Here is a 26,169-nt window from a genome sequence, read left to right on the forward strand (position 1 = left end):
GGCGGCGGCCGGACAGGGGCCGACGGTCCGTCATATGCACATTGACGCATATGCACCTTTGTGCATATTGTCAAAGGAAATCGACGGAGGGTGCTGCTTGGCGCTCGGCGACGCAATTTTGGCATGCCTGACCGAACAGCCGATGACGGGCTACGAGCTCGCCAAGACCTTTGACGTCTCGATCGGCTTCTACTGGAAAGCCAACCACCAGCAGATCTACCGCGAGCTGACCAAGCTCAAGGACCGCGGTTACGTCGAAGCCAATGAAGTGGTGCAAACCGGCAAGCCGAACAAGCTGGTCTATACGCTGACGCCGGCCGGCCGCTCCGCGCTGCGGCACTGGGCGGCGCGGCCCTCCACGCCGGCCTCGATGAAGGATGAGCTGCTGGTAAAATTGTACGCACTCGATGCCGTGGACATCGAGCCGCTCCGCGACGACCTGATGGCGCGGCTGGAACACCACCGCGACCGGTGCGCCCGCTATGAGCGGATCCTCGCCAAGCGATTCCCGGACGGCACGTCCCCGCTCGCCGATCTCGGCAAGCTATTGGCGGTCCGCCTCGGCATCCGCCATGAGCGCGCCGTGGTGGAGTGGTGCGAGGAGGCACTGGAGGCCCTGCCCGCCGGCGCCGGGAAGGCGAAGGTCACGCCGGTCAAGGACGGGCAAGGCAAGGCCAAAGCCTGAATTCCCTCCCACCGTCATTCCGGGCGAGCAAAGCGAGAGCCCGGAATCCATAACCACGATCAGGAGTATGATTCCCGGGCCCGCGCCAAGTGACGCGCCCCGGAATGACGCGTGGAGAGGTGTGGGCCCTCCGAAAAACTGCGCAGTTCGGCCCGTCTTTAACTTTACGGCACGGCGGCCGCATTCCTTAACCCGTTATTTACCGTGACGGGAAAAAGTCAGGTTCTGAGGCAGACGACCTGCGCGAAATTCGATTGTCTCTTCAGTGGGACGCGCGGGGAGGGCTGTAGGCACCAGGACGGTGCCGGAGTTCGAACCGGACGAGAGCATGAATTCGCGGGTATCGTGGAGTGTCGACGGCATCGATCCATCCGTCCGCGAGAGGGCCGAGGCGGCCGCGCGGCGTGCCGGCATGTCGCTCAACGACTGGCTCAACTCCACCGTCGGCGAAGCCATCCCACCGAATTTCCGCGAGCCTTATGGGCAGCCGCAAGGTCATCAGGGCCATTTTGCGCAGGAAGCTCGCGCGGTCGACGATATCCACCAGCGGCTGGACGCCATCACCCGCCAGATCGAGCAGATTGCAAAGCCCTCGCCGCGCCAGGACGCGCCGCGCGGCGAGGCGCGGAGCGCGCCGGCGGTTGCCCGGCAATTGAACGACGCGATCTCGCGGCTGGACGCGCGACTGTCGCAGATTTCCAATCCGGCCCCGCGTCAGACCCAGCAGGACAAGCAGCGCCAGGCCGAGATGGTCGAGCGCGCCGCGGCGCAGGTCTATCGGCCCTCGCCGCCGCTCAGCCCCGCCTCGTTCGATTCGGCGATCGCCGAGATCGCCGCGCGCCAGAACGAGTTGGATGCGCCGCTGCCGCCGCCGCGCCGGCCGATTCCGTCACGCAATGCGCCGCCGGTGCAGCAATACGCGCCGCAGCCGGCGCCGCAATACACGCCGCCGCCACAGATGCCGGCCTATGCGCCGCCGCCGATGGCCGCGCCCGCGCCTCCTCCGCCGGCGCCGGGCCCGGATTTTTCCGCGCTGGAACGGCACCTGATCAAGATCACCAGCCAGATCGAGTCGCTACAGCGGCCCGATCACATCGAGCAATCGATCGCGGCGTTCCGCAACGAGCTGGCCGAAATCCGCCACGCCATCACCGAGGCGATGCCGCGCCGGGCGATCGAATCGATCGAGAACGAAATCCGCTCGCTGCACCGGCGGATCGACGAGAGCCGCCAGAACGGCACCGACGGCCAGGCGCTCGCCAGCATCGAACGCGCGCTCTCCGACATCCGCGAGGTGCTGCGCACGCTGACGCCGGCCGAACAGCTCGCCGGCTATGACGATGCCATCCGCAATCTCGGCGCCAAGCTCGATCTGATCCTGCGCGCCAATGACGATCCCTCGACCGTCCATCAGCTCGAAGGGGCGATCGCAGCGCTGCGCTCGATCGTCTCCAATGTCGCCTCCAACGACGCGCTGGCGCGGCTTTCCGACGACGTGCAGATGCTGTCGTCGAAGGTCGACCAGATCGGCCGCACCGGTGGCAATAGCGATGCCTTCGCGATGCTGGAGCAGCGCATCGCCGCGCTGGCTTCATCGATCGAGACGCGCGAGCGGCCGGCGCCGAGCAATACCGAATACATCGAGAACGCGCTGCAAGCACTGTCCGAGCGCATCGACCGCCTGCCGGTCGGCAACGACAATACGTCCGCGATCGCGCATCTCGAGCAGCGGGTGTCGTATCTGATCGAGCGCATCGAGGCTTCGACGGATTCGCACGCCAACTCGAACAACAATCTCGGCCGCGTCGAGGATGCGCTACAGGACATTTTGCGCCATCTCGAGCGCCAGCACGCGAACCTGGCCTCGCTCGCCGACACCAGCCGTCATTTCAGCGCGGCGCCGGTTCAGCCGCAGATGGATCCGGCGATCGTCGACATGGTGAAGCGGGAGCTGTCCGATATCCGCTTCAGCCAGTCGGAGACCGACCGCCGCACGCAGGACTCGCTCGAAACCGTTCACTCCACGCTCGGCCATGTGGTCGATCGCCTTGCGATGATCGAGGGCGATCTGCGCGCCGTACGCGCGGCGCCCGTCGCAGCACCGGCCCCGCCGCCGACCGCCCCTGCCTTTGTGCCGCCGGCCGCAGCCGCCTTTGTGCCGCCCCCTGCCCCGGTCATTGCCGAGGCGCCGGTCGAGGCACCGCGCGCGGCCATGCCGCTGCCGCCGAAACCGGAATTGCCGAATCCGGCCGCCTCGCAGGCGTTTGCCCAAGGAAATATTCAGGCTGCGGCCCCGGCACCAAAAGAGCATTTCGTCGCCGCCCCACGCAATTTCGGCGCCGTGGAGCCGGCCGCGGCGACCCCGCCGCCCATCCCGCCGCGTGCGATCAGCGACATCCTGATCCCGCACTCGGCGGCAGCGGCGCGTGCCGCGATCGAGCCGGACCTGCCGCCCGATCATCCGCTGGAGCCCGGCACCCGGCCGACCGCGCGGGCATCCTCGTCGACCGAGCGCATCGCGGCTTCCGAAGACGCCTTGAGCGAAATTCCCAAGGGACCGAAAGAGCCGGTCTCTACATCGAGCTTCATCGCCGCCGCCCGCCGCGCCGCGCAAGCCGCCGCGGCCAACGCGGCCAATGAAAAGACGGCGCGTGCCGCTCCGAAGAAAACGGCGGCCGACAAGGCCAAGGAAAAAGCCAAGGCCAAGATCGAGGCGAAAGTCGAGGCCAAGGCGGCTGCCGCCAAGGCCGCCGACGACAAGGAGCCCTCGACCATCACCTCGAAGATCCGCTCGCTGCTGGTCGGCGCGAGCGTGGTCGTGATCGTGCTCGGCACCTTCAAGATGGCGATGACGCTGCTCGACACCGGGACCGCGCCGCCGATGCCGGCGATGGAAGAGCCGGCTGCCGCTCCGGCGCCCGCCGCAAAAGACTCCAATGCCGCGCCTGCATCGCCCGCGCCCGCCGCGCCGTCGATGATAACTTCGCCGACGCCGATCGGCCGGCAATCCAACCATACGCCGGCGCCGAACCTGCTCGACAGTGCGCAGGTCCCGATCCCGCCGGCGCAAGTCCCGGCTGCGCCGGCACCAGCCAGCGACGTGACCGGCGCGATTCCCGCCACGCCGCCGGCACCGGCCGCGATGACGACGCCTGGCAAGATCGGCGTCGTGCAGGTGCCGCCATCAGAACAATTGCCGGAGGGCATTGCCGGTCCGAAACTGCGCGCCGCCGTCATGAAGGGCGATGCGGCCGCGGCCTACGAAATCGGCACGCGCTTTGCCGAGGGCAAGGGCGTGGCGGTCAACCTGGATGAAGCCGCAAAGTGGTATGACCGCGCGGCACAGGCCGGCCTGATACCCGCGATCTTCCGGCTCGGCACCTTCTACGAGAAGGGCCTGAGCGTGAAGCGAGACCCCGAGATCGCGCGGCGCTATTACACGCAGGCGGCCGAGCGCGGCAACGCCAAGGCGATGCATAACCTCGCCGTGCTGGACGCCGACGGCGGCGGCAAGGGCGCGAACTACAAGAGTGCAGCGCAGTGGTTCCGCAAAGCCGCCGATCGCGGCGTCGCCGACAGCCAGTTCAACCTCGGCATCCTCTATGCCCGCGGCATCGGCGTCGACCAGAACCTTGCCGAATCCTTCAAATGGTTCAGCCTCGCCGCCGCCCAGGGTGATGCCGATTCAGCGCGCAAGCGCGACGACGTTGCAAAGCGACTCGATCCGCAATCGCTGGCCGCGGCCAAGCTCGCGATCCAGACCTTTACGCCCGAGCCGCAGCCGGAGGACTCCGTCAACGTCGCGGTCCCGGCCGGAGGCTGGGACAGCGCACCGACCCAGGCCAGCGCTGCCAAGCCTGCGGCCAAGCCCGCCAGACGCGCCGCGGCTCCGGCTACCACTACCGCCCGCTAAAGTTTTTCCAGGCCTTCATGGTTCGAGACGCGCGGCGTTGCCGCGCTCCTCACCATGAGGTCCGACATCTTGCGCGACTCCCAGACCTCATCCCCAGGCACGGCTACTTGGCCGCGTCCCGAAGGATGAAGCCACCGAGCCGAACATTACAGATGAGTTAAGTGCGGCGCCGCGAACCTGTATTTGTTAGAACGACACTATATAGACAGGCAGCGTCGGCGCCGCTGACGCCTTTGCGCCCTGAGGATTCGACTTGTCCACCGACGATCGCCAGCAAAGAGGAAGTGGCCTGCCGGTGCCGCCCGCGCGGCCCTGGGACCCGCCGCCTGCACCGCGACCGGTCAATCGGCCCGCCGCGCAGCCACAAGCGGCTGCGCGTTCTGGCCGCAGCTTTATGTCGGCCCTGATTCCTTTGCTCGTCATTCTCGGCGTCGTTATCCAGGCCTATCGCGAGCTGTCGGAGCCGGGCGCCTGGGACTATTGGAGCGACCGCTATTTTTCGCCCAGCATGACCTCTTCGGTGGCGGACGTCGATCTCGGCGGCCGCCGCGTTCAGGCACTGGTGCTGCACGGGAAAATCGGTGCCGCCAGCGCGAGCTGGTTTCGCGAGCGGCTGGATGAAGCGAGGCTCAAGGCGGGCGACGCCGTAGTGATCTCCTCGCTCGGCGGCGATGTGGGGCAATCCCTCATCATGGGCGAAGTGATCCGCGCACGCGGGCTGGTAACGGCTGTCGGTACCGTCGATACGTCCAGCCGGATCCGGCCGGCTTCGTGCGCCAGCGCCTGCGTGTTCGTGTTCGCCGGCGGCAAGACCCGCTTTGGCGTCGAAGGCTCGCGGCTGGGGATCCATCGCTTTACATCGAGAACAGCCAGCGCCGATCCGCTGGCCGACGCCCAGCGCGTCACCGGCACGATCCTCGGCTATCTCACCAAGATGGGCATCTCGTCCTCGGTGTTCGTCGAGGCCATGTCGCGCACCGGCGATATCCGCTGGCTGAGCAAGCAGGAAGCGGTGACGATGAACCTCATCACCGATCCATCAAAGTAGGCATGATCTTTCCGGAAAACCGGTGCCCATTTTTCCGGATCATGCCCCTAGGCCAAACCAGCGCACCTTGCCGTTAATGTGAATTTTTCACCACGCCCGCAAATGCATCCCAGCGTCCGGCAAATAATTGCCGCAGGGCGGATTCTTTAGTCCCTCCCTCCGTCAAATTCGGTTATGCAGGACCACGGCAACCGGTCCACACCAGCTTCCCGCCCCCGTGCGACAACCGGATTTCCTGCCGGTAAATGCTCGAACCCACGCTGCCGCGAGCGGCCCTTCGGCTGGCCCGCGGCGCATTAACAAAAGCAAACCGCGTGCAGCTCTACCTTCCCATCGCCGACCTTCCGGTCAATGTTTTGCTCATCCTGGCGATGGGCGCGGCGGTGGGGTTCGTATCCGGCATGTTCGGGATCGGAGGCGGCTTTCTGATGACGCCGCTCCTGATCTTCGTCGGCATCTCACCGGCGGTCGCGGTTGCCTCTGTCGCAAGCCACATCGCGGCATCGTCCTTTTCGGGTGCAATATCCTACTGGCGAAGGCGCGCCATCGACCCATCACTGGCGCTGGTATTGTTGACCGGCGGCACGATAGGGACTGCGCTCGGCGTGTGGACCTTCACGCTGCTGCGCTCGCTGGGCCAACTCGATCTCCTGATCGCACTGTCCTACGTGATCCTGCTCACCACCGTCGGCGGGCTGATGTTCTGGGAAGGGCTGCGCGCGATGCTGCGCGCCCGCGGCGGCAACCCGGTGCCGGTACGCCGATCCGGCGGCCACGGCTGGATCCACGGCTTGCCGTTGAAGATGCGCTTCAAGCGCTCCAAGATCTACCTTTCCGTCATCCCCGTCATCGTAATCGGGCTGATCATCGGTTTCATCGGTGCCGTGATGGGTATCGGTGGCGGCTTCATCCTGGTGCCGCTGATGATCTACGTCCTGCGGGTGCCGACCTCGACCGTGATCGGTACCTCGATGGTGCTCACCCTCGTCACCATGGTGTTCGCCACCATGCTGCATGCGGTCACCAATCATCTGGTCGACGCCGTGCTGGCGCTGATCCTGATGGTGGGCGGCGTGACCGGCGCCCAGTTCGGCGCGCGCGCGGGCCAAAAAATCCGCGGCGAACATCTGCGGCTGCTGCTCGGGCTATTGGTGCTCGCCGTCGGCATCCGCTTTGCGGTCGAGCTTGTGATCAAGCCGGCCGATCTCTTCACGGTTCGCGAGACCTCCACCGGAGGCCCCGCATGAGGCTTGCCGCCGCTATCGCCGCCTGTGTGCTCGGGGCCGCGCTCGCAGCACCCCCTGCGCGCGCCGATCGGCTGATCGTGTCGGTGTCGAACCATCGCGTGACGGTGACGCCGAACTATTCCGGCGAGGAGCTGGTGCTGTTCGGCTCGGTGGAAAAGGACGGGAATACGCCGCCCGGCCGCAACGCATACGATCTCGTCGTCACCGTCTCCGGCCCGCGCATGGACCTGGTGACGCGGCGCAAGGAGCGCAAATTCGGAATCTGGATCAACACCGATTCCCGGCAGTTCTTGAAGGTGCCGAGCTACCTTGCCGTGTTCTCCAACCGCCCGCTGGAGCAGATCGCCTCGCCCGAGGTGCAGCGGCGGCAGCAGGTCGGGCTGAACAACGTATTGCTCACCCAGCGGGTCGGACCCGACTACGCCGACGTGGTGCCCGAGGACGCATTCCGCAGCGCCTTCGTGCGGCTGCGCAAGCAGCACGGGCTTTATCGTCAGGAAACCTCCGCGGTGACGTTCCTGACGCCGACGCTGTTCCGCACCGGCATCCCGCTGCCGGCAGAGGTGCCGATCGGCACCTACAATGTGGATATCAAATTGTTCGCCGACGGCGTTCTGGTGACGCGCACCGAGACCGCATTCGAAATCGTCAAGGTCGGATTCGAGCAGTTCGTCGCCAACGCCGCGCGCAACAACGGTTTTGTCTATGGCCTCGTCACCGCGATGATGGCGCTGATGACGGGCTGGATGGCCTCGATCGTGTTCCGGAAGGATTAGGTTTTCCCGAGGAAGAATCCCACGCCCATCGCGATGACGCTCAGCGCCATCGCTGATGTCGAGAGCCAGCCCAGCCAGTACAGCGGCCCGCCGATGACGAAGCGGCCCATGACGTTCCGGTGGCGCGCCATCAGCATCAGCAGCACCATCACGGGGACCGCGAGCACGCCGTTGATGACCGCGCTCCAGTACAGCGCCGAGATCGGATTGATCGAGGTGAAGTTGAGCGCGATGCCAAAACCGCCCGAGATCGCCAGCACCGAATAGAAGGCGATGGCCTCCTTTGGCTTGCGCGCGAGCCCTACGGCCCACTGCCATCCTTCGCCGACGGCATAGGCGGTGGCGCCGGCCAGCACCGGAATCGCAAGCAGCCCCGTGCCGACGATGCCGAGCGCAAAGATCCATTCTGCCAGCGGCCCCGCGATCGGGCGCAGCGCTTCGGCGGCCTGCGCCGAACTCTGGATATCGGTCCTGCCCGACGCATGCAGCGTCGCGGCTGCCGTGGTGATGATCGCGAGCGCGATCAGGTTGGAGAAGGCCATGCCGACCATGGTGTCGGCGCGGATGCGGGAGAATTCCCGCCGCGCGCCGTAATGCTTTTCGATCAGCGGCCGCTTTGTGACGTCGACGCGCTGGTCCTCCGCCTCCTGCGAGGCTTGCCAGAAGAACAGATAGGGCGAGATCGTGGTGCCGAGGATCGCCACGATGGTGGTGAAATAATCGGCGTTCCAGCTCATCTTCGGAAGCAGCAGGCCCGGCAGCGCCTCGCTCCAGGAGACGTTAGCAAACACCAGCGCGGCGACATAGGCGAACAGGCTGAGCGTCAGCCATTTCAGCACGGCGACATAGCGCTTGTAGTTGAGAAAGATTTGCGCCGCGATCGATATCACGCCGAAACAGACGACATAGAGGATGGTGTGCCCTCCGATCAGCAGCTTTGTGGCATCGGCCATCGCGCCAAGGTCGGCGGCGATGTTGATGGTGTTGGCTACGAACAGCATCGTCACCACGATGACGAGCAGCCAGCGCGGATAATGCCGGCAGACATTGCCCGAGATGCCGTGCCCGGTGACGCGGCCGACGCGGGCGGAAATCTCCTGGATCGCGACCATCAGCGGAAACGTCAGCAGCATGGTCCAGCCGATGCCGTAACCGAGCTGCGCGCCGGCCTGGCTGTAGGTGCCGATGCCCGAGGGATCGTCGTCGGAAGCGCCGGTGATCAGGCCGGGACCGAGCGTCTTGAGGAAGTCGCGGATGCTGAAGGACTTGCGATGCTTCGGCGACGGCTTTGCGCTGTCCGCCTTGTGGTGATGCTCCCCGCCGCCGTTGCGCCTGTTCTGCCTGCGATCTGTCATGTCCGGTCCAGCCGGTCCAACAACGAACCGGCTACCGTTCGGTTCCTACCGGAAGACCTGGCGCGGGACCCAGACCTGGATCAGCACGGCTCGATGATCGTGGCGACTCCGGGTTCGAGGATGCGCAACCGCGTACCGAAGCCGAGCGTATCGAAGGTCACGCGCAAATCGCCTGAAGTCTGCCGGAAATGCTTCCAGCCTTCGGTATGCACGGGCACGATCACGGCGTCGGGGAAAGCGCGCGCGGTCTCGATCGTGTCGTTGGTGTCCATGGTGAGATGGAAGGGCCCACGGGTCTGGGCCGCGCCGGCAAAGGGCAGCACAATGCCGGCGTTGAAGCGTCTTGCGACCTCGGCGACGCCGTCGAACCAGACCGTGTCGCCGCTGACATAGATCGGGCGTGTCGCGGTGTTGCTCGATGCGACGACGAAGCCGATGACGTCGCCGGAGAGCGGCTCGATCCCGGCCGGCCCGTGGCGCGCGGGCGTGGCGGTGATCGTCAGCGAGTTTCCATTCTTGCCCTTGAGCTCCGTCGAAGCCCATGGCGCGAAACCCTCGGCATGTCCGCCGAGCCGCTTGGCGCCGGCCTCCGTCGTCAGCACGCGCCTTGCTTTCTTGAGAAATTCGCGGCCGGAATTGTCGAGATTGTCGGAGTGCTGGTCATGGCTGAGCAGCACGGCGTCGATCTCACCGACCCTGTCAGCGCCGAATGCCGGTCCGGTCACCTTCTCCAGCTTCACATGCGGCAGCTCGTAGGCGCCAGGCCCATCAAAGGTGGGATCGGTGAGCAGGCGAAAGCCGTCGACTTCGATCAGTGCGGTGGGACCGCCGATCAGTGTGATTTTTGTCGTCATGATTTGCTCCTTGGCGCCGCCGGACGCGTTACCAGATAGATGCCGAGCGCCACCGGGATGATCCCGAGCAGGTCGCGGGCCTCGATATGCTCGCCGAGCACGAGGAAGGCGAACAGCATGCCGAGCGGTGGCATCAGGAAATGATAGGCACTCGCGGCGGTCGCGCCACACACTTTCAGGAGATGAAACCAGAGCAGATAAGCGAGGATCGAGCCGCCGAGCACCAGGAACGCGAACGCGCCGAGCAGCCGTGCGCTGGGGACGATGTCACTGATGCTCGACAGCGTGAATGCGAAGGGCAGCAGCGCGAGGCCACCGGCGATGTTCTGGATACCGTTGCCGATCCAGAGCGAGCCCTTCGGCGACAGCAGCTTGAACAGGATGGTGCCGGCAACGATCGAGGCAAGCGATGCCAGCGTGAACACGATGCCGTCGAAATGGTCGGTACCGATCTTGAGCCGATGCCAGACGATAAAGTTGACGCCGGCAATGCCGAGCAGCAGCCCACTTACCTTGCGCCAGTTCAGCGTCTCGCCGAGGAAGACAGCGGCGAGCACCGCGGTAAAAACAGGATTGGCGCTGACGACGAGGCCGCCGAGGCCAGCGGAGACGGTTTGCAGGCCGGTGTAGCCGAATCCCAGATAGAGCGCGTTATTGGCGACGCCCAGAACCGAAAACACCGCGACGTCGCGCCAGCCGAGATTCCAGCTCTCGCTTCGCAGCGCCGAAATGCCGAGGACGAGGATTCCGGCGAGCGAGAAACGTGCCGTGAGCAGGATCAGCGGCGGGCAATCGGTGACGCCGATCTTGCCCGCGACAAAGGCGAAGCTCCACAGCAGGCAGAACAGGCCGATCAGGAGCGGCAGCCAGTTGAATTGGGCGCGGGAGACCGCGAGCGAGGGCGCGAGCGACATGGGATGCTCCTTTGCCCTTGATCTAGGCCCGCGCGTTGATATTTGGAAATTAAATGATAAACTGATATCCAGTGGATTTATAAATGGAGCATTCAGATGCTCGATCTCGAACTCCTGCGCAGCTTCGTGTCGGTGGTCGATTCCGGCGGATTCACCCGCGCGGGCGCGCGCGTCCACCGCACGCAATCGACCGTCAGCCAGCAGATCAAGCGGCTGGAGGAGGACGTCGGCCAGCCCTTGCTCCACCGTAACGGCAAGGACGTGACGCCGACGGAAGCCGGCGAGCGGCTGTTGTCCTATGCGCGGCGGCTGCTGGCGCTGGCGGAGGAAGCGCGCGACGTGCTGGCGCAGCCGGGCCATGGCGGCGCGATCCGGCTCGGCGTTCCCGAGGATTTTGCCGCCTATCGCCTCGCCAAATTGCTGGCGGCGTTTTCGCGCTCGCACCCGGGCCTGCGGCTCGACGTGCGCGCCGACCAGAGCGCCAATCTCAAGCGCGAGCTGGAGCGCGGCGAACTGGATCTCGCGCTGTTCAAGCGCACGGCCGGCGAAAAGGGCGCCATCGCGGTGTGGCCGGAGCGCGTGCACTGGGTCACCAGCAAAAGCCACCCGCGCGATACGCGCACCGGCTCGGTGCCGCTGATCGGATTTCCCACCGGCTGCCTGTACCGCGCCGGCGCCATCCATGCGCTGGAGAGCGCGGGGCGAAGCTGGCACATGGCGTACACGTCTTCAAATCTCTCCGGCATTCAGGCCGCGATTGCCGCCGGCATGGGGTTGAGCATTTTGTCCGAGATCGCGATCCAGGCCGAGCATCGCGTGCTCACGGCGAAAGACGGCTTTGCGCCGATCGACAGGACGGAGGTGGCGCTGGTCGCAGCGCCCGGTGCGAGCCCCGCAACGCTGCGGCTGGCGGATCGGCTGGCGGAATTTTGCGGGACGGTGCAGGCGAAGGCGGCGTGAGACCAGCGCTGCGACAACTTCAGCTGTCGTCCCTGCGAAAGTAGGGACCTATAACCACAGGCAGCAGTTGTTGACGCAAAGCCGGCGACCAGTTCGCTGTCACAACAGCGGCCGGGCGTATGGGTCCCGGCTCGCGCTTCGCTTGGCCGGGACGACGGATTCAATAACACCTGGCCGCGGCAAACGTATGCACGCGGTTGTCGCCGAGGACGTGGGCCATGAAGCCCGGCGTTCCAAATATTCTCGCAAACGCCTTGTCGCGGATGCTCAGGCCCCCCGTGTAGGCGCCGAAGGACGGCATCACAGCGCGTTCGCCGTCGCAGGCGAAACATCGCCGCTCCACCGTGCGGCCGCGGGTCGGCACGCGGGCCTTGGGATGCAGATGGCCGGCGATCTCGCCAATCGCGCCGGTCGGCTCATGGCGGAAGGCGATGGGGCCGATGCAGACTTCGGTCGCGACCACGCCGCCGAGATTCGAGGGCAGCGCGGGATCGTGATTGCCCGAAATCCAGATCCAGTCGCGCCGCACCTGGAGCGCCGCGATGGCGTCGCGGTCGGCGCCGCACAGCCGCTCATGGGCGGTGCGGTCGTGAAAACTGTCGCCGAGCGCGATCACCATGCGCGGGTCGTGGCGCGCGATCACGGCAGCAAGCCGGCCCAGCGTCGCCGCGGTGTCATAGGGCGGCAGCAGCACGCCGCGCGCGGCAAAGCTCGAGCCTTTTTCCAGATGCAGGTCGGAAACCACGAGCAGGCTCTGCTCTTCCCAGAACAGCGCGCCGGAGAAATCGGCGAGCAGCGTGATGCCGGAAATGTCGAGAACCGAGGCGCGCAATGTCCGGCCATTCTGCAACAATTGCGCTGACGTCACGTTCTATTCCATCGCCTCTTTGACGAGCTCTTCGGCAGCTTCCGCCAACAGCTCGTCGGATGCTTCGCCATAGACCGACTCGCGGCCGATTTCCAGCATGACGGGCACCGCGAGCGGCGAAACGTGGTCGAGTTCCCGGTGGGTGATTCGCCCCTGGATTCGCGCGAGCATATCACCAAGACGGCGAAGATCGAGCAAGCCCGAAGCGGCATCGGCGCGAGCGGCGCGCAGCAGCACATGGTCGGCCTGATGTTTGCGCAGCACGTCGTAGACGAGGTCGGTCGAAAACAACACCTGGCGGCGGCTCTTTTCCTCGCCGGTGAAGCGGCGCGGGATCAGGCCGGAGATCAGCGCGCAGTTGCGGAAGGTGCGCTTCATTAGCGCCGATTCGGCGAGCCAGGCCTCGAGATCGTCGCCCAGCATGTCCGGATTGAACAGCGCGTTGAGATCGAGATTGCCGTGGCGAACCAGATGCGAGATGTCGCCGACGCCCCAGATTGCGAGCGCATATTCATTGGCGACAAAGCCGAGCGGCCGGGCCCGGGCGCGCTCCAGCCGGCGCGTCAAAAGCATGCCGAGCGTCTGGTGCGCGAGGCGGCCCTCGAAGGGGTAGCAGACGAAATAATGCTTTCCCCCGCGTGGAAAGGTTTCGATCAACAGTTCGCGCACCGCCGGCACGCGGGAAAAGGCGCGCTGTAGCGAGAGCCAGTCGCGCACCTGTTCGGGCAGCGCGTTCCACTGGCGGCGATCGTCCAGTAGTTTCCTGACGCGTTCGGCGAGATAGGTGGAGAGCGGAAATTTGCCGCCCGCATAGGCCGGCACCTTGGCGTCCTTGTCGTTGGCCCGCGAGACATAGACCTGGTCCTCGACCAGCGCCTCGTAGCGCACCACCTCGCCGCTGAACACGAAGGTGTCGCCGACCACGAGGCCTTCGATAAAATATTCCTCGATTTCGCCGAGGATTTTTCCGCCGCGGGCGATCATGCCGGTATGGCCGGAGCCGCCGCCACGCGAGCGCACCAGCTTTACCTTGAGCATGGCCTCCTCGACGATGGTGCCGACATTAAGGCGGTAGCTCTGCCGCACCCGCGGATTCGCGACGCGCCATTTTCCCTGCTTGTCCTGCTTGATGCGCGCAAATCGCTCGTAGGTTTTCAGCGCGTAGCCGCCGGTGGCGACGAAATCGACGATGTCGTCGAAATCGGTCCGGGCGAGATTTGAGTAAGGCGCCGCGGTCAGCACTTCTTGATAGAGTTCATCCGACAAAAACGGCTCGCCGCAGGCGCGGCCGAGCACATGCTGGGCCAGCACGTCGAGCGCGCCGGTGCGCAGCGGCGGGGTGTCCTGCGCGTTTTCTGCGACGGCGTCGATCGCGACCGTGCATTCCAGCACCTCAAAGCGGTTGGCTGGCACCAGCACGGCGCGCGAGGGCTCGTCGAGCCGGTGGTTGGCGCGGCCGATCCGCTGCATCAGCCGGGAAGCCCCCTTGGGCGCGCCGACATTGATGACGAGATCGATGTCGCCCCAGTCGATGCCGAGGTCGAGCGAGGAGGTGCAGACCACGCCGCGCAGCTTGCCGGCCGCCATCGCATCCTCGACCTTGCGGCGCTGGGCGACGTCGAGCGAGCCGTGATGCAGCGCGATGGCAAGGCCATCGTCGTTCATGCGCCAAAAATCCTGGAACAGCATTTCGGCCTGGCTGCGGGTGTTGACGAAGATCAGCGTGGTCTTGTTGAGCTTGATGAGGTCGTACATCTCGCCGAGCGCGTGGCGCGCGGTGTGGCCGGCCCAGGGCAACCGCTCCCTGGTGTCGAGCATCTCGACGATCGGCGCCGCGGCGCCGCCCGCCACGACGATGTCGGCGGAGACTTCCCGCCCCAGCGGCTGCGGCATCAGGAAACGCGCCAGCGATTCCGGCTCGGCCACCGTCGCGGACAGTCCGATCGCGCGCATCTCGGGTGCGATGCGCCAGAGACGCGCGAGGCCAAGCGAGAGCAGATCGCCGCGCTTGGAGGTGACCAGCGCATGCAATTCGTCGAGCACGATGCGCTTGAGTGAGCCGAACAGGAACGGCGCATCGTCGGAGGCAAGCAGCAGCGCGAGCTGCTCAGGTGTGGTCAGCAAGATGTCCGGCGGATAGCGCCGCTGCCGCTGGCGGCGCGACACCGGCGTGTCGCCGGTGCGGGTCTCGACCTTGATCGGCAGGCCCATCTCGGCGATCGGAGTTTCCAGATTGCGCGCGATGTCGACGGCGAGCGCCTTCAGCGGCGAGATGTAGAGGGTATGCAGGCCGCCGATTCGTTTGACGCTGCGGCCGGTGGAAACGACGCTCTTGCCATCTGCCGCCATCGGCGAGGAAAGCTCCACCAGACTCGGCAAAAATCCCGCGAGCGTCTTGCCGGCGCCGGTGGGCGCGATCAGCAGTGCGGAGCGGTCATCCCGCGCCTTCGCCAGCAGAGCCAACTGATGCTCGCGCGCCGACCAGCCGCGTGCGGCGAACCATTTCTGGAAACGGTCCGGCAGCAGCGCTGTGGGCACGTAGGTAAAGAGGTCGGGCGATTGCACGCCCCAAGAGGTAAGCGGTTGAGGTGGGTTCGTCGAGGGTGGCGGCTGCGCTTACTTCACCTCGCCCCGCTTGCGGGGAGAGGTCGGATCGCATCGCCAGATGCGATCCGGGTGAGGGGGTACAGGTCTGACGGTTAGCACCACCCGTGCGGAGAGAGCCCCTCACCCCTGCCCTCTCCCCGCGAAGAGCGGGGAGAGGGGGAAGATCACTCCGTCACCGGCTTGTCCGAAATGTCCCAGTCCTTGCCATTGAAGATCGAAATGTAGAGCGTCTTCATCGGCGTGTAATCCTCCGGCGTGTAGCTGAAATTGATGCCGTCGAGGAAATAGGGCGAGTGGAAGCCGGCGAGCGTGGTGGCGTGCTTGAGCACGTTGGCGCGGGTGAGCTCATCGCCGCAGCGGCGCAGGATTTCCGCCATGCTCGCGACCTGGCCATAGCCGGCAAAAGCGATGGTGTTGTCGGGGTCGACGGTCGGCAGATATTTGGCGCGCAACGCCTCGAACGCCATCACGTCGGGATCCTTTTCCCAGCGCGGCACGCCGACTTCCTTGGCGTAGCGGATGGCGACGATGTCCTTGGCGTTCTCGAACCCGGCGGCGGACAGGATCGAGCGGCCGGTCGAGCCCGCAGAGAGAAGCTGTAGCGGCTTCCAGCCTAGTTCGGCGACTTTCCGGATCGACTGCGAGGTCGCCTTGCCGGTGGTGATGTTGTAGAAAACGTCCGCGCCCGATTTCGAGAGATTGATGATCTGCGAGTCGATGGTCGGCTCGGTGAGATCATAGGTCTGCTCCATGATCACCTTTGCCGTGCCGCCGGCATCGGCGAGCACCTTCTTGAACGGGCCGAGGAAGTCGCGGCCAAAGTCGTCGTTCTGATAGAGGATGCCGACCTTGGCGTTCGGCTTGGTCGCCACCACGTGCTTGGCGAGGATGCGCGCTTCGGTCGGATAGAGCGGCAGGCCCGCCATGGTCCATTTGAAATTCTTCGGGTCGTTCCACTTCGAGGCGCCGGTGTTGAGCAGGAGTTGCGGCACGCCCTTGGAATTGAGGTACTTGTGCACGGCGGTCTGCGGGGCGGTGCCGAGCGAACCATACAGCGCGAGCACCTCTTCCTGTTCGACCAGGCGACGCGTCGCCTCCACGCATTTCGGCGCGCTGTAGGCGTCGTCCATGGTGAAGAATTTTACCTTGCGGCCGTTGATGCCGCCCTTCTCGTTCAGCATCTGGAAATAGGCTTCGCCGACGCGGCCGAGCACGCCATAGAGCGAGCCGGGGCCGGAATGCGGCACGGTCTGGCCGAGCTTGATCTCGGTATCGCTGGCGCCGGGATCGTATTGCTTGGCTGCCCACACGGCGGGCGCCGGCAGGACGGAGGCGGCGATGGCGGAAAGCGTCGTCGCGCCGAATTCGCGCCGGCTCAGTTTGTTCTTCATTGTTGTTTCTCCCTTTGTGGGAGACTTGATCGAACATTTAATAAAGAGCGGCAATGGCTGACATGTCGCAGCAATGCCGCCATTCGCGAAGCGGATAGCGTCTAGACTCAAGTTCTGGTCGCGACGACCACGAGCCCCGGCACTGGAGCATTACCCTCGTTGCGCGGCGAGGCCTCTTGCAAAAGCGCCAGTCTCAGGCCTGCGGCCGCGACCGCCGCGCGCACGTGGCTGGCGGCATGGGCGTAGCGCAGCCCGCCGCCGATGATTACGCCCTCGCCCGGATGGGTCTCGGTGGTGAAGGCGATGAGTCCGCCGGGCATGAGCACGCGGTGGGCTTGCGCAAGCACCGGTGCAAGGTCGGCGACATAGACCATCGCGTCCGCTGCAAGGACAAAGTCGAAACTGGCATCGGGTTTGGTGGCGAGGCCGGCCACCATGTCGGCGATTTCGAGCTCGGCGTAGACGCCGGAAGCGCGCGCCTGCTCGATCATGCCCGGCGACAGATCGACGCCGGTGAAGCGGTCGACGTGTTTGGCAAAAGCTGCCGCGCCGAGGCCAGTGCCGCAGCCAAGATCTATGGCGCGCTTGAAGAAGGCCGGCTTCTTCGCGGCATTGCGCACCGCCAGCACCGCCTTGAACAGCAGCGATGGGCCGCGATAGCCGAGATCGTTGAGCAGCGCATGCTCGAAGCGCGGCGCGTACTGGTCGAACAGCGACTGCACATAGCCGGCGGGCATTGCCGACAACGGCTCGGCGCCGAGCTGCATCAGGTGCACGGCCGCGCCGTGGCGATCCTGCGGATCGGCGTCGCGCGCCTTGCGGAAGGCCTCGGCCGCCGCCTCGCGCTCGCCGAGCTGCTGTCGGATTTCGCCGAGCGTGAACCAGGCCGAGGCAAAGCCCGGCGCGAGCTCCACCGCCTGCTGCAAGAGGTCGGCTGCCGCGGGCAGGTCGCCACGCATCTGCAGGTCGCGCGCGAAATCAAAGCGACGGTCGGCAATCAAATCGCCGGAGGACAGGAAAAGGCGGGCAGGCATGGAATTCTTCTCGTCATTGCCGGGCCCACCCGGCAATCCATCAAAGAAATAACTTTTCCGGAACATGGATGCGCGGGTCAAGCCCGCGCATGACGGCTAAACATCGCGGGAAAAGCGCTTATATGCGGCATATGCGCCCGCAAGACATCCTGCTGCCAACTGCCGCCGGCCTGTGCTGCAAGCCTGGCGGCTTTCATATCGACCCGGTGCGCCCGGTCGAGCGCGCCGTGATCACCCACGGCCATTCCGACCATGCGAGGCCCGGCCACGGCGCGGTGCTGGCGACGCAGGAAACGCTCGACATGATGCGGCTGCGCTATGGCGACAATTTCGCCGGCAGCACGCAGGCCATCTCTTACGGAGAAGAGATCAGGCTCGGCGACGTCAAGGTGAAATTCCATCCCGCCGGGCATGTGCTGGGCTCGGCGCAAATCGCCGTCTCCTGCAAGGACACCTGCATCGTCGCATCGGGCGATTACAAGGACGCGCGGGATCCAACCTGCGCACCATTTGAGCTCGTACCCTGCGACGTCTTCATCACCGAGGCGACATTCGGACTGCCGGTGTTCCGGCATGGCGACGCGGCGGAGGAAGTGAAGAAGCTGCTGGCGTCGGCAAGACTGTTTCCGGAGCGGGCGCATCTGGTCGGCGCCTATTCGCTCGGCAAGGCGCAGCGCGTGATCGCGCTGCTGCGCGAGGCCGGCTATGACGCGCCGATCTATCTGCACGGCGCGATGGAGAAGATCACCTACTACTATCAAAGCCGAGGCATAAACCTTGGCGAGCTGCGCCCGGTGCGCGGCGAGAAGAAGGGCGATCTGGCCGGCACCATCACGCTGGCGCCGCCTTCGGCGACGTCAGACATCTGGACTCGGCGCTTTCCCGATCCGGTCACCGCCTTTGCCTCGGGCTGGATGCGGGTGCGCGCGCGGGCACGGCAGGGCGGCGTCGAGCTGCCGCTGGCAATCTCGGACCACGCCGACTGGGACGGCCTGACGTCCACGATCGCGGCGACCGGCGCCGGCGAAATCTGGGTGACGCACGGCCAGGAAGACGCGCTGGTGCATTGGTGCAAGACGAAAGGTCTCGCCGCGCAGCCGCTCGACCTCGTCGGCTACGGCGATGAAGACGAGGGCGAAGCAGCGGTAGCCCCCGGCGAGGCCGAGGCATGAACCGCTTCGCCGAGTTGCTCGATCGCCTCGCCTATGAGCCCGGCCGCAACAACAAGCTGCGGCTGATCACGGCCTATTTTCGCGAAGTGCCAGATCCCGACCGCGGCTACGCGCTGGCGGCGATCACCGGCGCGCTGTCGTTCAAGCACGCAAAACCCGGCCTGATCCGGGACCTGATCGCGGAGCGCACCGATCCCGTGCTGTTCGGACTCTCCTACGACTATGTCGGCGATCTCTCGGAGACCGTAGCCCTGATGTGGCCGAAGGCGGTCCCGCTGGCCGGCCATAACAATCCCCCTCCCCCGACGCTGGTCGAGGTCGTCACCACGCTGCGCACGCTCGGCAAGACCGAACTGCCAAAACAGCTTTCGCGCTGGCTGGATGAACTCGACGAGACCGGCCGCTGGGCGCTGCTGAAACTCGTGACCGGAGCGATGCGGATTGGCGTTTCGGCGCGGCTGGCGAAGACGGCGGCAGCGGCGCTCGGCGACAAGGACCCGCATGACATCGAGCTGATGTGGCCCGGACTTTCGCCGCCCTATCTCGATCTGTTTGCGTGGCTGGAAGGCCGCGCCGACAAACCCGTCAATCGCGATCCGGCACCGTTCCGCCCGGTGATGCTGGCGCATGCGATCGAGGATGCGGATTTCAAAAATCTCGACGCTGCCGATTTCATCGCGGAATGGAAATGGGACGGCATCCGCGTGCAGGCGGTGAGCGGCCGCGACGCGCGCGGCAACATGCAGGCGCGGCTTTATTCACGCACCGGCGAGGACATCACCAACAGCTTTCCGGACCTCGTGCCATCGCTGCACCTGCCCGGCGCCATCGACGGCGAACTGCTGGTGCTGCGTGACGGGCGCGTGCAGACCTTCAACGTGCTCCAGCAGCGGCTCAACCGCAAAGTGGTTTCGCCAAAACTGATGAAGGATTTTCCGATCCACCTGCGCGCCTACGACCTGCTCGGCGATGACGAGAATGATCTGCGTGAGCTGCCGTTTGTCGAGCGTCGGACACATTTGGAAGCATTCGTCAAAAAGCTGGGCGATCCCCGCATCGACCTATCGCCAACCATTCCCTTCGACAGTTGGGAGGCACTGACGGCGGCACGCGCCGATCCCGCGAGCGCCGGCGCGGGCGAGGATGCGGACGCGGTCGAGGGCGTGATGCTCAAGCGGCGTGATGCACCCTATCTACCGGGCCGGCCGAAGGGACAGTGGTGGAAATGGAAGCGCGATCCGCATCTGATCGACGCCGTGCTGATGTACGCGCAGCGCGGGCACGGCAAGCGCTCATCGTTCTACTCCGACTACACCTTTGGTGTCTGGACCAACGGCGAAGACGGCGAGCAGCTCGTACCTGTTGGAAAGGCCTATTTCGGCTTCACCGACGAAGAACTGTTGCAGATCGACCGCTTCGTCCGCCGCAACACCACGGAAAAATTCGGCCCCGTGCGCCATGTCGTGCACGAGCCCGACCAGGGGCTGGTGCTGGAAGTCGCGTTCGAGGGGCTGCAACGCTCACCGCGTCACAAATCCGGTGTCGCGATGCGCTTTCCCCGCATCAACCGGCTCCGCTGGGACAAGCCGCCGCGCGAGGCCGACCGGCTGGAGACACTTGAACGGATGTTAACGAGCGTGACAGGAAATTAAAGTTCCTCCACTTCCGCGCGCCATTGACGGCAACTGGCGGGTTCCCCATGTGCCCCGCCGTGCCCTATAATGCGGGCGAACAAGGAGATCACGATGCCCCAAGACGTCAGGGATTTGCCGGCCGGAAACCATGACGGCCTGTATCGCTTTCTCGGCGGCTCGCCGCTCGCGGTGGCGTTCCGGCTGATCCTGCTGTCGATCCTGGTCGGCGTCGTGCTCGCCGCCATCGGGTTCGATCCCTGGAACATCCTCAACAGCATCCGCCTGTTGTTCCAGCGGCTGTGGGACCTCGGCTTCGATGCCATCAACTGGCTGTGGCGCTACTTCCTGCTCGGCGCCGTGATCGTGATCCCGGTTTGGCTGCTGATGCGGATTTTTGGCGCGCCGCGCGGCCGCTAGTTCCTTCCCAAGAGGGCGGCAGCCGATGCAACTGCAATTCATCGGCTGCGGCGATGCGTTCGGCTCCGGCGGCCGGGCAAACACCTGCTTTCACGTCACAGGCCAGCAAAGCAACTTCCTGATCGATTGCGGCGCCTCCGCGCTGCCGGCGATGAAGCGGCTCGGCGTGGCGCGCGAGCCTGTTGACCTCATCCTGATCACGCATTTCCACGGCGATCATTTTGCGGGCCTGCCGTTCTTCCTGCTCGATGCGCAGTTTTCGCGCCGCAGCCGGCCGCTGGTGATCGCCGGGCCAGCCGGGATCGAGACGCGGCTCGCACAGGGGATGGAGGTGATGTTCGAGCACTCTTCGAAAACGCGGCAGCGTTTCGATCTCTCGGTCGTAACGCTGGAGCCGGAGCAAACCCGCACGTTCGGTGCGGTAGCCGTGACGCCGTATCCGGTCGTGCATGGCGAATCCGGCGGGCCGTTCCTCGCTTACAGGATCGAGACCGAGGGCCGCGTGATCGCCTACAGCGCCGACACCGAATGGACGGAGACGCTGATCCCAGCCGCGCGCGGCGCCGACCTCTTCATCGCCGAAGCCTATTACTACGAGAAGATCGTCAAGAACCATCTCAGCCTGAAGACGCTCGAAGCGCATCTCGGCAAGATCAATGCCAAGAAGCTCATCCTGACGCACATGAGCGACGACATGCTCGGGCGGCTGGACTCGCTGCCCTATCCTGCGGCAAACGATGGCATGATCGTCGAAATATAACAACGGGCCCTCTTCCTTGAACGCCACAGCCAAGGTCACCTCGGCGCAGGTCTTTGCCATCGCCGGGCCCGCGATGGTCGCGAACCTGACGACGCCGCTGATCGGCATCGTCTCGACCACGGCGATAGGCCGGCTCGGCGATGCCACGCTGCTCGGCGGCGTTGCGATGGCCTCGGTAATTTTCGACTGCATGTTCTGGCTGTTCGCCTTCCTGCGCATGAGCACGGTGGCGTTCACCGCGCAGTCGCTCGGCGCCGGCGAGACCAGGGAACTGCACGCGATCCTGGTGCGCGGGCTGATCGTGGCCGGCATCGTCGGCGTTGCGCTGATCACGCTACAGGTGCCGCTGGCCGCGATCCTGCTTGGCGCGATGGGCGGCAGCGAGGGCGTCACGCGCGCGGCAAAGACCTATTTTGTGATCCGCATCTGGTCGGCGCCGCTGGCGCTGGCGAACTATGTCGTGCTCGGCTGGCTGATCGGGCAGGCGCGCGCCACGCTGGCGCTCTCGGTGCAGATCGCGATCAATGTCATCAACATGATCGCGACGATCCTGCTGGTGCTGGTCGCCGATCTCGGCATATCAGGCGCGGCGATCGCCGCCGTGATTGCGGAAGCGGCCGGCCTTGCCATCGGCGGCGCCATCGCCAGGCGCCTGACATCGGGCCATCCGCCGCTGGCACGCGCCCATCTGTTCGATCGTGACAGCTTGATGCGGATGCTGACCGTCAACCGCGACATCATGATCCGCACGGCATCGCTGATCGCGGCGTTCCTGTTCTTCACCGCACAGGGGGCGCGGGCCGGCGACGTTACGCTGGCGGCCAATGCCGTGCTCAACAATTTCCTGTTGATCAGCGCGTTCTTCCTCGATGGGCTGGCGAATGCCGCCGAGCAGCTCTGCGGCCGCGCCTATGGCGCCCGCTCACGCGATGAATTTTCCGGCGCGGTGAAGCTGGTGGTGTCCTGGGGCTTTGGCTTCGCGCTTGTCGTCATGGCGGTATTCGCGCTGTTCGGGCCCGCGCTGATCGACATGATGACCGCGAGCCCGGAGGTGCGCCGTGTCGCGCGCGATTTCATGATCTTCGTGATCGCCTCGCCGGTGCTGGCCGTGTTCGCCTTTGCCTTCGACGGCGTCTATATCGGCGCGACCTGGGCGCGTGACATGCGCAATCTGATGGTGGCTTCGCTGGTGATCTTTCTCACCGCGTGGTTCGCCCTGCGCTCGTTCGGGAATTACGGACTGTGGGGCGCGCTATTGGTGCACTACGCCGCGCGCGGCGGACTGGAGGCGGCGCGATACCCGGCGCTGCTGCGGAAGTCGTTTGGAGGGTGAGAGGCCTCTTCTCCTTCTCCCCGTTCTTACGGGGAGAAGGTCGGGATGAGGGGCTGTTTCGACGCATTTGGACTCGCGGAGAGAGCCCCTCACCCCGACCCTCTCCCCGCGAAGAGCGGGGAGAGGGGGAGAGAACTCTCACACTACCGGCCAATCCTCCGCCGTAATCGTCGCGGCATCCGCGCCGACGATTTCGGACAGCGAGTCGCGTCCCGTTCGCAGCAGCGTCGAGGAAAGGTCGCTCTTGATGGCCTCGATGAGGCCGATTCCCTTGTAGACCAGCGAGGAATACAACTGGATCAGGCTGGCGCCGGCGCGGATCTTTGTCAGCGCGGCGCCGCCGCTGTCGATGCCGCCGACGCCGATCAGGGGGAATGCGCCTTCCACGCGCACATAGGTTTCCGCCACCATCCGCGTCGACAGGCGGAACAGCGGCCGGCCGGAGAGACCGCCCTGCTCCTGCGCGCGATTGGTTTCGCGCAAGGTGGAGGGGCGGGCCAGCGTGGTGTTGGCGACGATCATGCCGTCGACACGGCGTGAGCGCGCGATATGCACGACATCATCGAGTTCGGCGAGGCTGAGGTCCGGCGCGATCTTCAGCAGCACCGGCGAGTCGCCGGCCTGCTTGCGCACCCGTTCGCGCACGTCGATTACGCGGGCGAGCAGATCATCGAGAGCGGCGGATTGCTGTAGATTGCGCAGGCCCGGCGTGTTCGGCGAGGAGATGTTGACGGTAAAATAGCTCGCGACCGGCGCGAAGATTTCGATCTGTTTGACGTAATCTTCCGTACGATCGGCCGAATCCCTGTTGGCCCCGACATTGACGCCGACGATGCCGGAAAGATGCGCGCGCGAGGCAAGCCGCCGCAGCACGGCTTCTGCGCCGTCATTGTTGAAACCCATGCGGTTGATGACGGCTTCATCCCGCTCCAGGCGAAACACCCGCGGCCGCGGATTGCCGCCCTGCGGCTTCGGTGTCACCGAGCCGATCTCGACAAAGCCAAAGCCGAGCCGCAGCAGCGCGTCCGGCACCTCGCCGCTCTTGTCGAAGCCGGCCGCCATGCCGACGGGATTTGGAAAGTTCAGACCGAACGCCCGCACCGCCAGCTTTGGATCGTCGGGCTTCAGCCGCACCGGCGGCAGCAGTCGCAGGCCCTGGATCGCCATCCGGTGGGCGTCCTCCGGATCGAACCAGCGCAGCAGCGGCAGCGAGAACGCATCGAAAGCGCGGATCACGGCGCAAGCTCCGGAACGTCATGATAACCGTCGGAGCGCGCGCGCAGGTCCAAAATTTTGGTGACGGCACCGAGATCGAGCTCGCCATACAGATGCGGAAACAACTCGTCGTTGCGCGAAGGCTCCCAGCGCAACGCATCGCCAAGCGCATCGGCATCGACCGCGATCAGGAACAGCCCGGTCTGGCCGAAAAAATGCTTTCGCGCGGTTTCGGCAACCTGGGCGGCGGTGGAGAAATGAATGAAGCCGTCGCGCGCATCATCGGCGCTACCGCGAAAAACCCCCTGCCGTTCGGCCTCGCGCCAGGCCGAAGCGGGGCAGATTTTATAAATGGTACGCAATCCGGCGTTCCCTGCTTGTTGTTGAGTCTCTTGGGAGATTTGCGGGTTCCCTGAAGCTGGGGCGACCGTATCGGCGCGCCGGGCGCACTTCAAGCGCCGCCCGGGCCGATCATCACACAGAATCGCAGCCGCGGGCGATTGGAGGCCAATAATTCCTGAATCGGGACGGATTTTCGGGATATGCCGGGCTACGCGGCGGTCACCATTCTGCTGCCGGGGGCAAACATCGCTTCCATCTCCTTCCGGGCCTGAAATGCCAGAAGGCTTTCGTCGATGGCGACATCCTTCCAGGTCAAGAGCTGATCCTTCCGGACCGGACGCTCAAGTTTCAACTGATGCGCGAGCCCGAGCGGCAGACCGCCCAGGGCGAGGGATCGCTGCGCGGGAACGAGCTTGCCGAACACGGTATAGCCGCCCTCGCCATCCAGCATCTCGCCGGGCGCGAGGTCGCGCTTGGCGGTCGCCACCACGTCGGCGTTGAAACAGGTGGCTACGCCCGTCGGCTCGCCGCGCAAGCCCACCGAGGCGACGGAGATGCCGAGCTCCAGCCCGATCATGTGCCAGCGGCGGTACATGCTCATGTAGCGGCCGCTCGGATCGGTGACGACGCCGTATTCGGTAAAGCAGCGCTTGATGTAGTCGGTATCTGCCTCGATGCAGACCCAGACGCCCTTGCGGATGTCGTAGCGGATCTGCGCGCCCTCTGGGGTGAGACAAGAGACAACTTCCACCAGCCCCTTGCGATCGAGAATGCCGCCTTCGGATTTCGGCCGCATCAACGTGGGGATGTCGTCGATCGAGCCGGGCGGAAAGGCAAGGCCTTCATCCGGCGCCTCGAGACCGGTGGCGTTGGCGATCGCCGCGCTCTCGATCGCCGGCTTCGATCCGTCGAGGAAGGCGTTGAACATTTTTGGATTGAGCCCTCCTTCCCTCGCTTGCTCCGCCGTAAGTCCCCAATGCTTCCACACCGTGTCGGGCGTCGATTCGCGATAATGCGGCAGCCATTTGTGGCCGCGGCCGGCGGCGACGACGGGGAAGCCAGATGTGCGCGCCCAATCGACGAGCTCGCAGGCAAGGCCGGGCTGGTCGCCATAAGCGAGGCTGTAGATCACGCCGGCCTCGCGCGCCTTTCGCGCCAGCAGCGGACCGCAGAAGGCATCGGCCTCGACGGTGACATTGATAACGCGCTTGCCGTGGCGAAAGGCGGACAGCGCATGCTCCACCGCCGCCGGAGGATTGCCGGTGCACTCGATGATGATCTCGATATCGGGATGCGCGACCAGCGCTTGCCAGTCGTCTCCGACATGCGTTCGTCCGGTTTTCAGGGCGTCACTCAGCGAAGCTGCCGAGAACCGCTCTTTCGGCCAGCCGACCCGGGCGAGATTGGCTTGTGCGTTAGCCGGAGAGAGATCGACTATTCCGGCAAGATGGACGCCGGGTACGCGCGGTACCTGCGCCAGATACATCGACCCGAACTTGCCGGCGCCGATCAATCCGACCCGCAACGGTTTTCCGGATGACTCGCGTTCGCGCAATTTGCTGAAGAGGTTCACGATCGGTCTCCGGGTTCCCGTTTCTCTGACTGTTTTGCCGGGACACTAGCGGAAATGTTCCGGCGGGGCAT

At 65.2% G+C, this 26,169-nt stretch carries 21 protein-coding genes; 11 read left to right on the forward strand and 10 right to left on the reverse strand.

Features of this window, described 5'->3' with window-relative positions:
- Positions 1-97 precede the first annotated feature (97 nt).
- The 5 genes from JQ628_RS09260 (at position 98) to JQ628_RS09280 (ending at position 7,669) form a co-directional block, all read left to right on the forward strand.
- On the forward strand, positions 98-685 hold the full coding sequence (locus tag JQ628_RS09260; protein WP_212222091.1) for a PadR family transcriptional regulator: 588 nt from the start codon (positions 98-100) through the stop codon (positions 683-685).
- A gap of 328 nt (positions 686-1,013) precedes the next feature.
- The gene (locus JQ628_RS09265) at positions 1,014-4,598 is read left to right on the forward strand and encodes a tetratricopeptide repeat protein (RefSeq protein ID WP_212222093.1); all 3,585 of its coding nucleotides are present in this window, start codon (positions 1,014-1,016) and stop codon (positions 4,596-4,598) included.
- A gap of 394 nt (positions 4,599-4,992) precedes the next feature.
- Positions 4,993-5,646 (forward strand): hypothetical protein, encoded by a 654-nt coding sequence (locus JQ628_RS09270; protein WP_212222095.1) that lies wholly within the window; start codon positions 4,993-4,995, stop codon positions 5,644-5,646.
- Between the two features lie 314 nt (positions 5,647-5,960).
- Entirely contained in the window at positions 5,961-6,893 is a 933-nt protein-coding gene (locus JQ628_RS09275; protein WP_212222097.1) for a sulfite exporter TauE/SafE family protein, read from the forward strand.
- On the forward strand, positions 6,890-7,669 hold the full coding sequence (locus JQ628_RS09280; RefSeq protein ID WP_212222099.1) for a TIGR02186 family protein: 780 nt from the start codon (positions 6,890-6,892) through the stop codon (positions 7,667-7,669). The genes JQ628_RS09275 and JQ628_RS09280 overlap by 4 nt, the downstream gene beginning before the upstream one ends.
- On the opposite strand, the gene JQ628_RS09285 is transcribed toward JQ628_RS09280, so the two are convergent.
- From JQ628_RS09285 to JQ628_RS09295, 3 genes are all read right to left on the reverse strand, one after another.
- A complete protein-coding gene (locus JQ628_RS09285; RefSeq protein WP_212222101.1) occupies positions 7,666-9,024 on the reverse strand; it encodes an NRAMP family divalent metal transporter in 1,359 nt (452 codons plus the stop codon). The genes JQ628_RS09280 and JQ628_RS09285 overlap by 4 nt on opposite strands.
- Before the next feature lie 80 nt (positions 9,025-9,104).
- Positions 9,105-9,878 carry an MBL fold metallo-hydrolase gene (locus JQ628_RS09290; protein ID WP_212222103.1) on the reverse strand — a complete coding sequence of 258 codons (774 nt, stop codon included), beginning with the start codon at positions 9,876-9,878 and terminating at the stop codon, positions 9,105-9,107.
- A complete protein-coding gene (locus JQ628_RS09295; protein ID WP_212222105.1) occupies positions 9,875-10,792 on the reverse strand; it encodes a DMT family transporter in 918 nt (305 codons plus the stop codon). Before JQ628_RS09295 ends, JQ628_RS09290 begins: the two co-directional genes overlap by 4 nt.
- A 96-nt stretch (positions 10,793-10,888) precedes the next feature.
- On the opposite strand from JQ628_RS09295, the gene JQ628_RS09300 reads away from it, so the two are divergent.
- Entirely contained in the window at positions 10,889-11,752 is an 864-nt protein-coding gene (locus JQ628_RS09300) for a LysR family transcriptional regulator (protein WP_212222107.1), read from the forward strand.
- Between the two features lie 160 nt (positions 11,753-11,912).
- On the opposite strand, the gene pdeM is transcribed toward JQ628_RS09300, so the two are convergent.
- The 4 genes from pdeM to JQ628_RS09320 form a co-directional block, all read right to left on the reverse strand.
- Complete coding sequence (gene pdeM / locus JQ628_RS09305) at positions 11,913-12,602, reverse strand: ligase-associated DNA damage response endonuclease PdeM (RefSeq protein WP_212222250.1); 690 nt, start codon at positions 12,600-12,602, stop codon at positions 11,913-11,915.
- Between the two features lie 21 nt (positions 12,603-12,623).
- Positions 12,624-15,158, reverse strand: a complete 2,535-nt coding sequence (locus JQ628_RS09310; RefSeq protein ID WP_349628038.1) for a ligase-associated DNA damage response DEXH box helicase — start codon at positions 15,156-15,158, stop codon at positions 12,624-12,626.
- 233 nt (positions 15,159-15,391) lie between these two features.
- A complete protein-coding gene (locus JQ628_RS09315) occupies positions 15,392-16,618 on the reverse strand; it encodes an ABC transporter substrate-binding protein (protein ID WP_212222110.1) in 1,227 nt (408 codons plus the stop codon).
- A 107-nt stretch (positions 16,619-16,725) separates the two neighbouring features.
- Positions 16,726-17,652, reverse strand: coding sequence for a class I SAM-dependent DNA methyltransferase (locus tag JQ628_RS09320; RefSeq protein WP_212222112.1), 927 nt, complete (start codon positions 17,650-17,652; stop codon positions 16,726-16,728).
- A 131-nt stretch (positions 17,653-17,783) separates the two neighbouring features.
- Between JQ628_RS09320 and JQ628_RS09325 the strand changes: the two genes are divergently transcribed.
- The 5 genes from JQ628_RS09325 to JQ628_RS09345 all read left to right on the forward strand — a co-directional run bounded on the left by JQ628_RS09325 (position 17,784) and on the right by JQ628_RS09345 (position 22,968).
- On the forward strand, positions 17,784-18,824 hold the full coding sequence (locus JQ628_RS09325; protein WP_212222252.1) for a ligase-associated DNA damage response exonuclease: 1,041 nt from the start codon (positions 17,784-17,786) through the stop codon (positions 18,822-18,824).
- The gene (locus JQ628_RS09330; RefSeq protein WP_212222114.1) at positions 18,821-20,476 is read left to right on the forward strand and encodes a cisplatin damage response ATP-dependent DNA ligase; all 1,656 of its coding nucleotides are present in this window, start codon (positions 18,821-18,823) and stop codon (positions 20,474-20,476) included. The genes JQ628_RS09325 and JQ628_RS09330 overlap by 4 nt, the downstream gene beginning before the upstream one ends.
- Before the next feature lie 93 nt (positions 20,477-20,569).
- Positions 20,570-20,875 carry a DUF6460 domain-containing protein gene (locus JQ628_RS09335; RefSeq protein ID WP_212222116.1) on the forward strand — a complete coding sequence of 102 codons (306 nt, stop codon included), beginning with the start codon at positions 20,570-20,572 and terminating at the stop codon, positions 20,873-20,875.
- 25 nt (positions 20,876-20,900) lie between these two features.
- Complete coding sequence (locus JQ628_RS09340) at positions 20,901-21,635, forward strand: MBL fold metallo-hydrolase (protein WP_212222118.1); 735 nt, start codon at positions 20,901-20,903, stop codon at positions 21,633-21,635.
- Between the two features lie 73 nt (positions 21,636-21,708).
- Positions 21,709-22,968, forward strand: a complete 1,260-nt coding sequence (locus JQ628_RS09345) for an MATE family efflux transporter (protein ID WP_212222254.1) — start codon at positions 21,709-21,711, stop codon at positions 22,966-22,968.
- Between the two features lie 138 nt (positions 22,969-23,106).
- Here the strand turns inward: JQ628_RS09345 and JQ628_RS09350 are convergent, their stop codons facing one another.
- The 3 genes from JQ628_RS09350 to JQ628_RS09360 all read right to left on the reverse strand — a co-directional run bounded on the left by JQ628_RS09350 (position 23,107) and on the right by JQ628_RS09360 (position 26,098).
- A complete protein-coding gene (locus tag JQ628_RS09350) occupies positions 23,107-24,204 on the reverse strand; it encodes a quinone-dependent dihydroorotate dehydrogenase (RefSeq protein ID WP_212222120.1) in 1,098 nt (365 codons plus the stop codon).
- Positions 24,201-24,545 (reverse strand): DUF952 domain-containing protein, encoded by a 345-nt coding sequence (locus JQ628_RS09355; RefSeq protein WP_212222256.1) that lies wholly within the window; start codon positions 24,543-24,545, stop codon positions 24,201-24,203. Before JQ628_RS09355 ends, JQ628_RS09350 begins: the two co-directional genes overlap by 4 nt.
- A gap of 188 nt (positions 24,546-24,733) precedes the next feature.
- Entirely contained in the window at positions 24,734-26,098 is a 1,365-nt protein-coding gene (locus JQ628_RS09360; RefSeq protein ID WP_212222122.1) for an NAD(P)H-dependent oxidoreductase, read from the reverse strand.
- Positions 26,099-26,169 lie beyond the last annotated feature (71 nt).

The organism is Bradyrhizobium lablabi (assembly GCF_018129385.1).
GTDB lineage: Bacteria > Pseudomonadota > Alphaproteobacteria > Rhizobiales > Xanthobacteraceae > Bradyrhizobium > Bradyrhizobium lablabi_C.

Excerpts from the sequence above, each read along its gene's own strand:
- JQ628_RS09265 (WP_212222093.1), top strand. The coding sequence starts at position 1,014 with ATGAATTCGCGGGTATCGTGGAGTGTCGACGGCATCGATCCATCCGTC.
- JQ628_RS09270 (WP_212222095.1), top strand. The coding sequence starts at position 4,993 with ATGTCGGCCCTGATTCCTTTGCTCGTCATTCTCGGCGTCGTTATCCAG.
- JQ628_RS09280 (WP_212222099.1), top strand. The coding sequence starts at position 6,890 with ATGAGGCTTGCCGCCGCTATCGCCGCCTGTGTGCTCGGGGCCGCGCTC.
- JQ628_RS09285 (WP_212222101.1), bottom strand. The coding sequence starts at position 9,024 with ATGACAGATCGCAGGCAGAACAGGCGCAACGGCGGCGGGGAGCATCAC.
- JQ628_RS09290 (WP_212222103.1), bottom strand. The coding sequence starts at position 9,878 with ATGACGACAAAAATCACACTGATCGGCGGTCCCACCGCACTGATCGAA.
- JQ628_RS09295 (WP_212222105.1), bottom strand. The coding sequence starts at position 10,792 with ATGTCGCTCGCGCCCTCGCTCGCGGTCTCCCGCGCCCAATTCAACTGG.
- JQ628_RS09300 (WP_212222107.1), top strand. The coding sequence starts at position 10,889 with ATGCTCGATCTCGAACTCCTGCGCAGCTTCGTGTCGGTGGTCGATTCC.
- JQ628_RS09315 (WP_212222110.1), bottom strand. The coding sequence starts at position 16,618 with ATGAAGAACAAACTGAGCCGGCGCGAATTCGGCGCGACGACGCTTTCC.
- JQ628_RS09320 (WP_212222112.1), bottom strand. The coding sequence starts at position 17,652 with ATGCCTGCCCGCCTTTTCCTGTCCTCCGGCGATTTGATTGCCGACCGT.
- JQ628_RS09325 (WP_212222252.1), top strand. The coding sequence starts at position 17,784 with ATGCGCCCGCAAGACATCCTGCTGCCAACTGCCGCCGGCCTGTGCTGC.
- JQ628_RS09330 (WP_212222114.1), top strand. The coding sequence starts at position 18,821 with ATGAACCGCTTCGCCGAGTTGCTCGATCGCCTCGCCTATGAGCCCGGC.
- JQ628_RS09335 (WP_212222116.1), top strand. The coding sequence starts at position 20,570 with ATGCCCCAAGACGTCAGGGATTTGCCGGCCGGAAACCATGACGGCCTG.
- JQ628_RS09340 (WP_212222118.1), top strand. The coding sequence starts at position 20,901 with ATGCAACTGCAATTCATCGGCTGCGGCGATGCGTTCGGCTCCGGCGGC.
- JQ628_RS09345 (WP_212222254.1), top strand. The coding sequence starts at position 21,709 with ATGGTCGCGAACCTGACGACGCCGCTGATCGGCATCGTCTCGACCACG.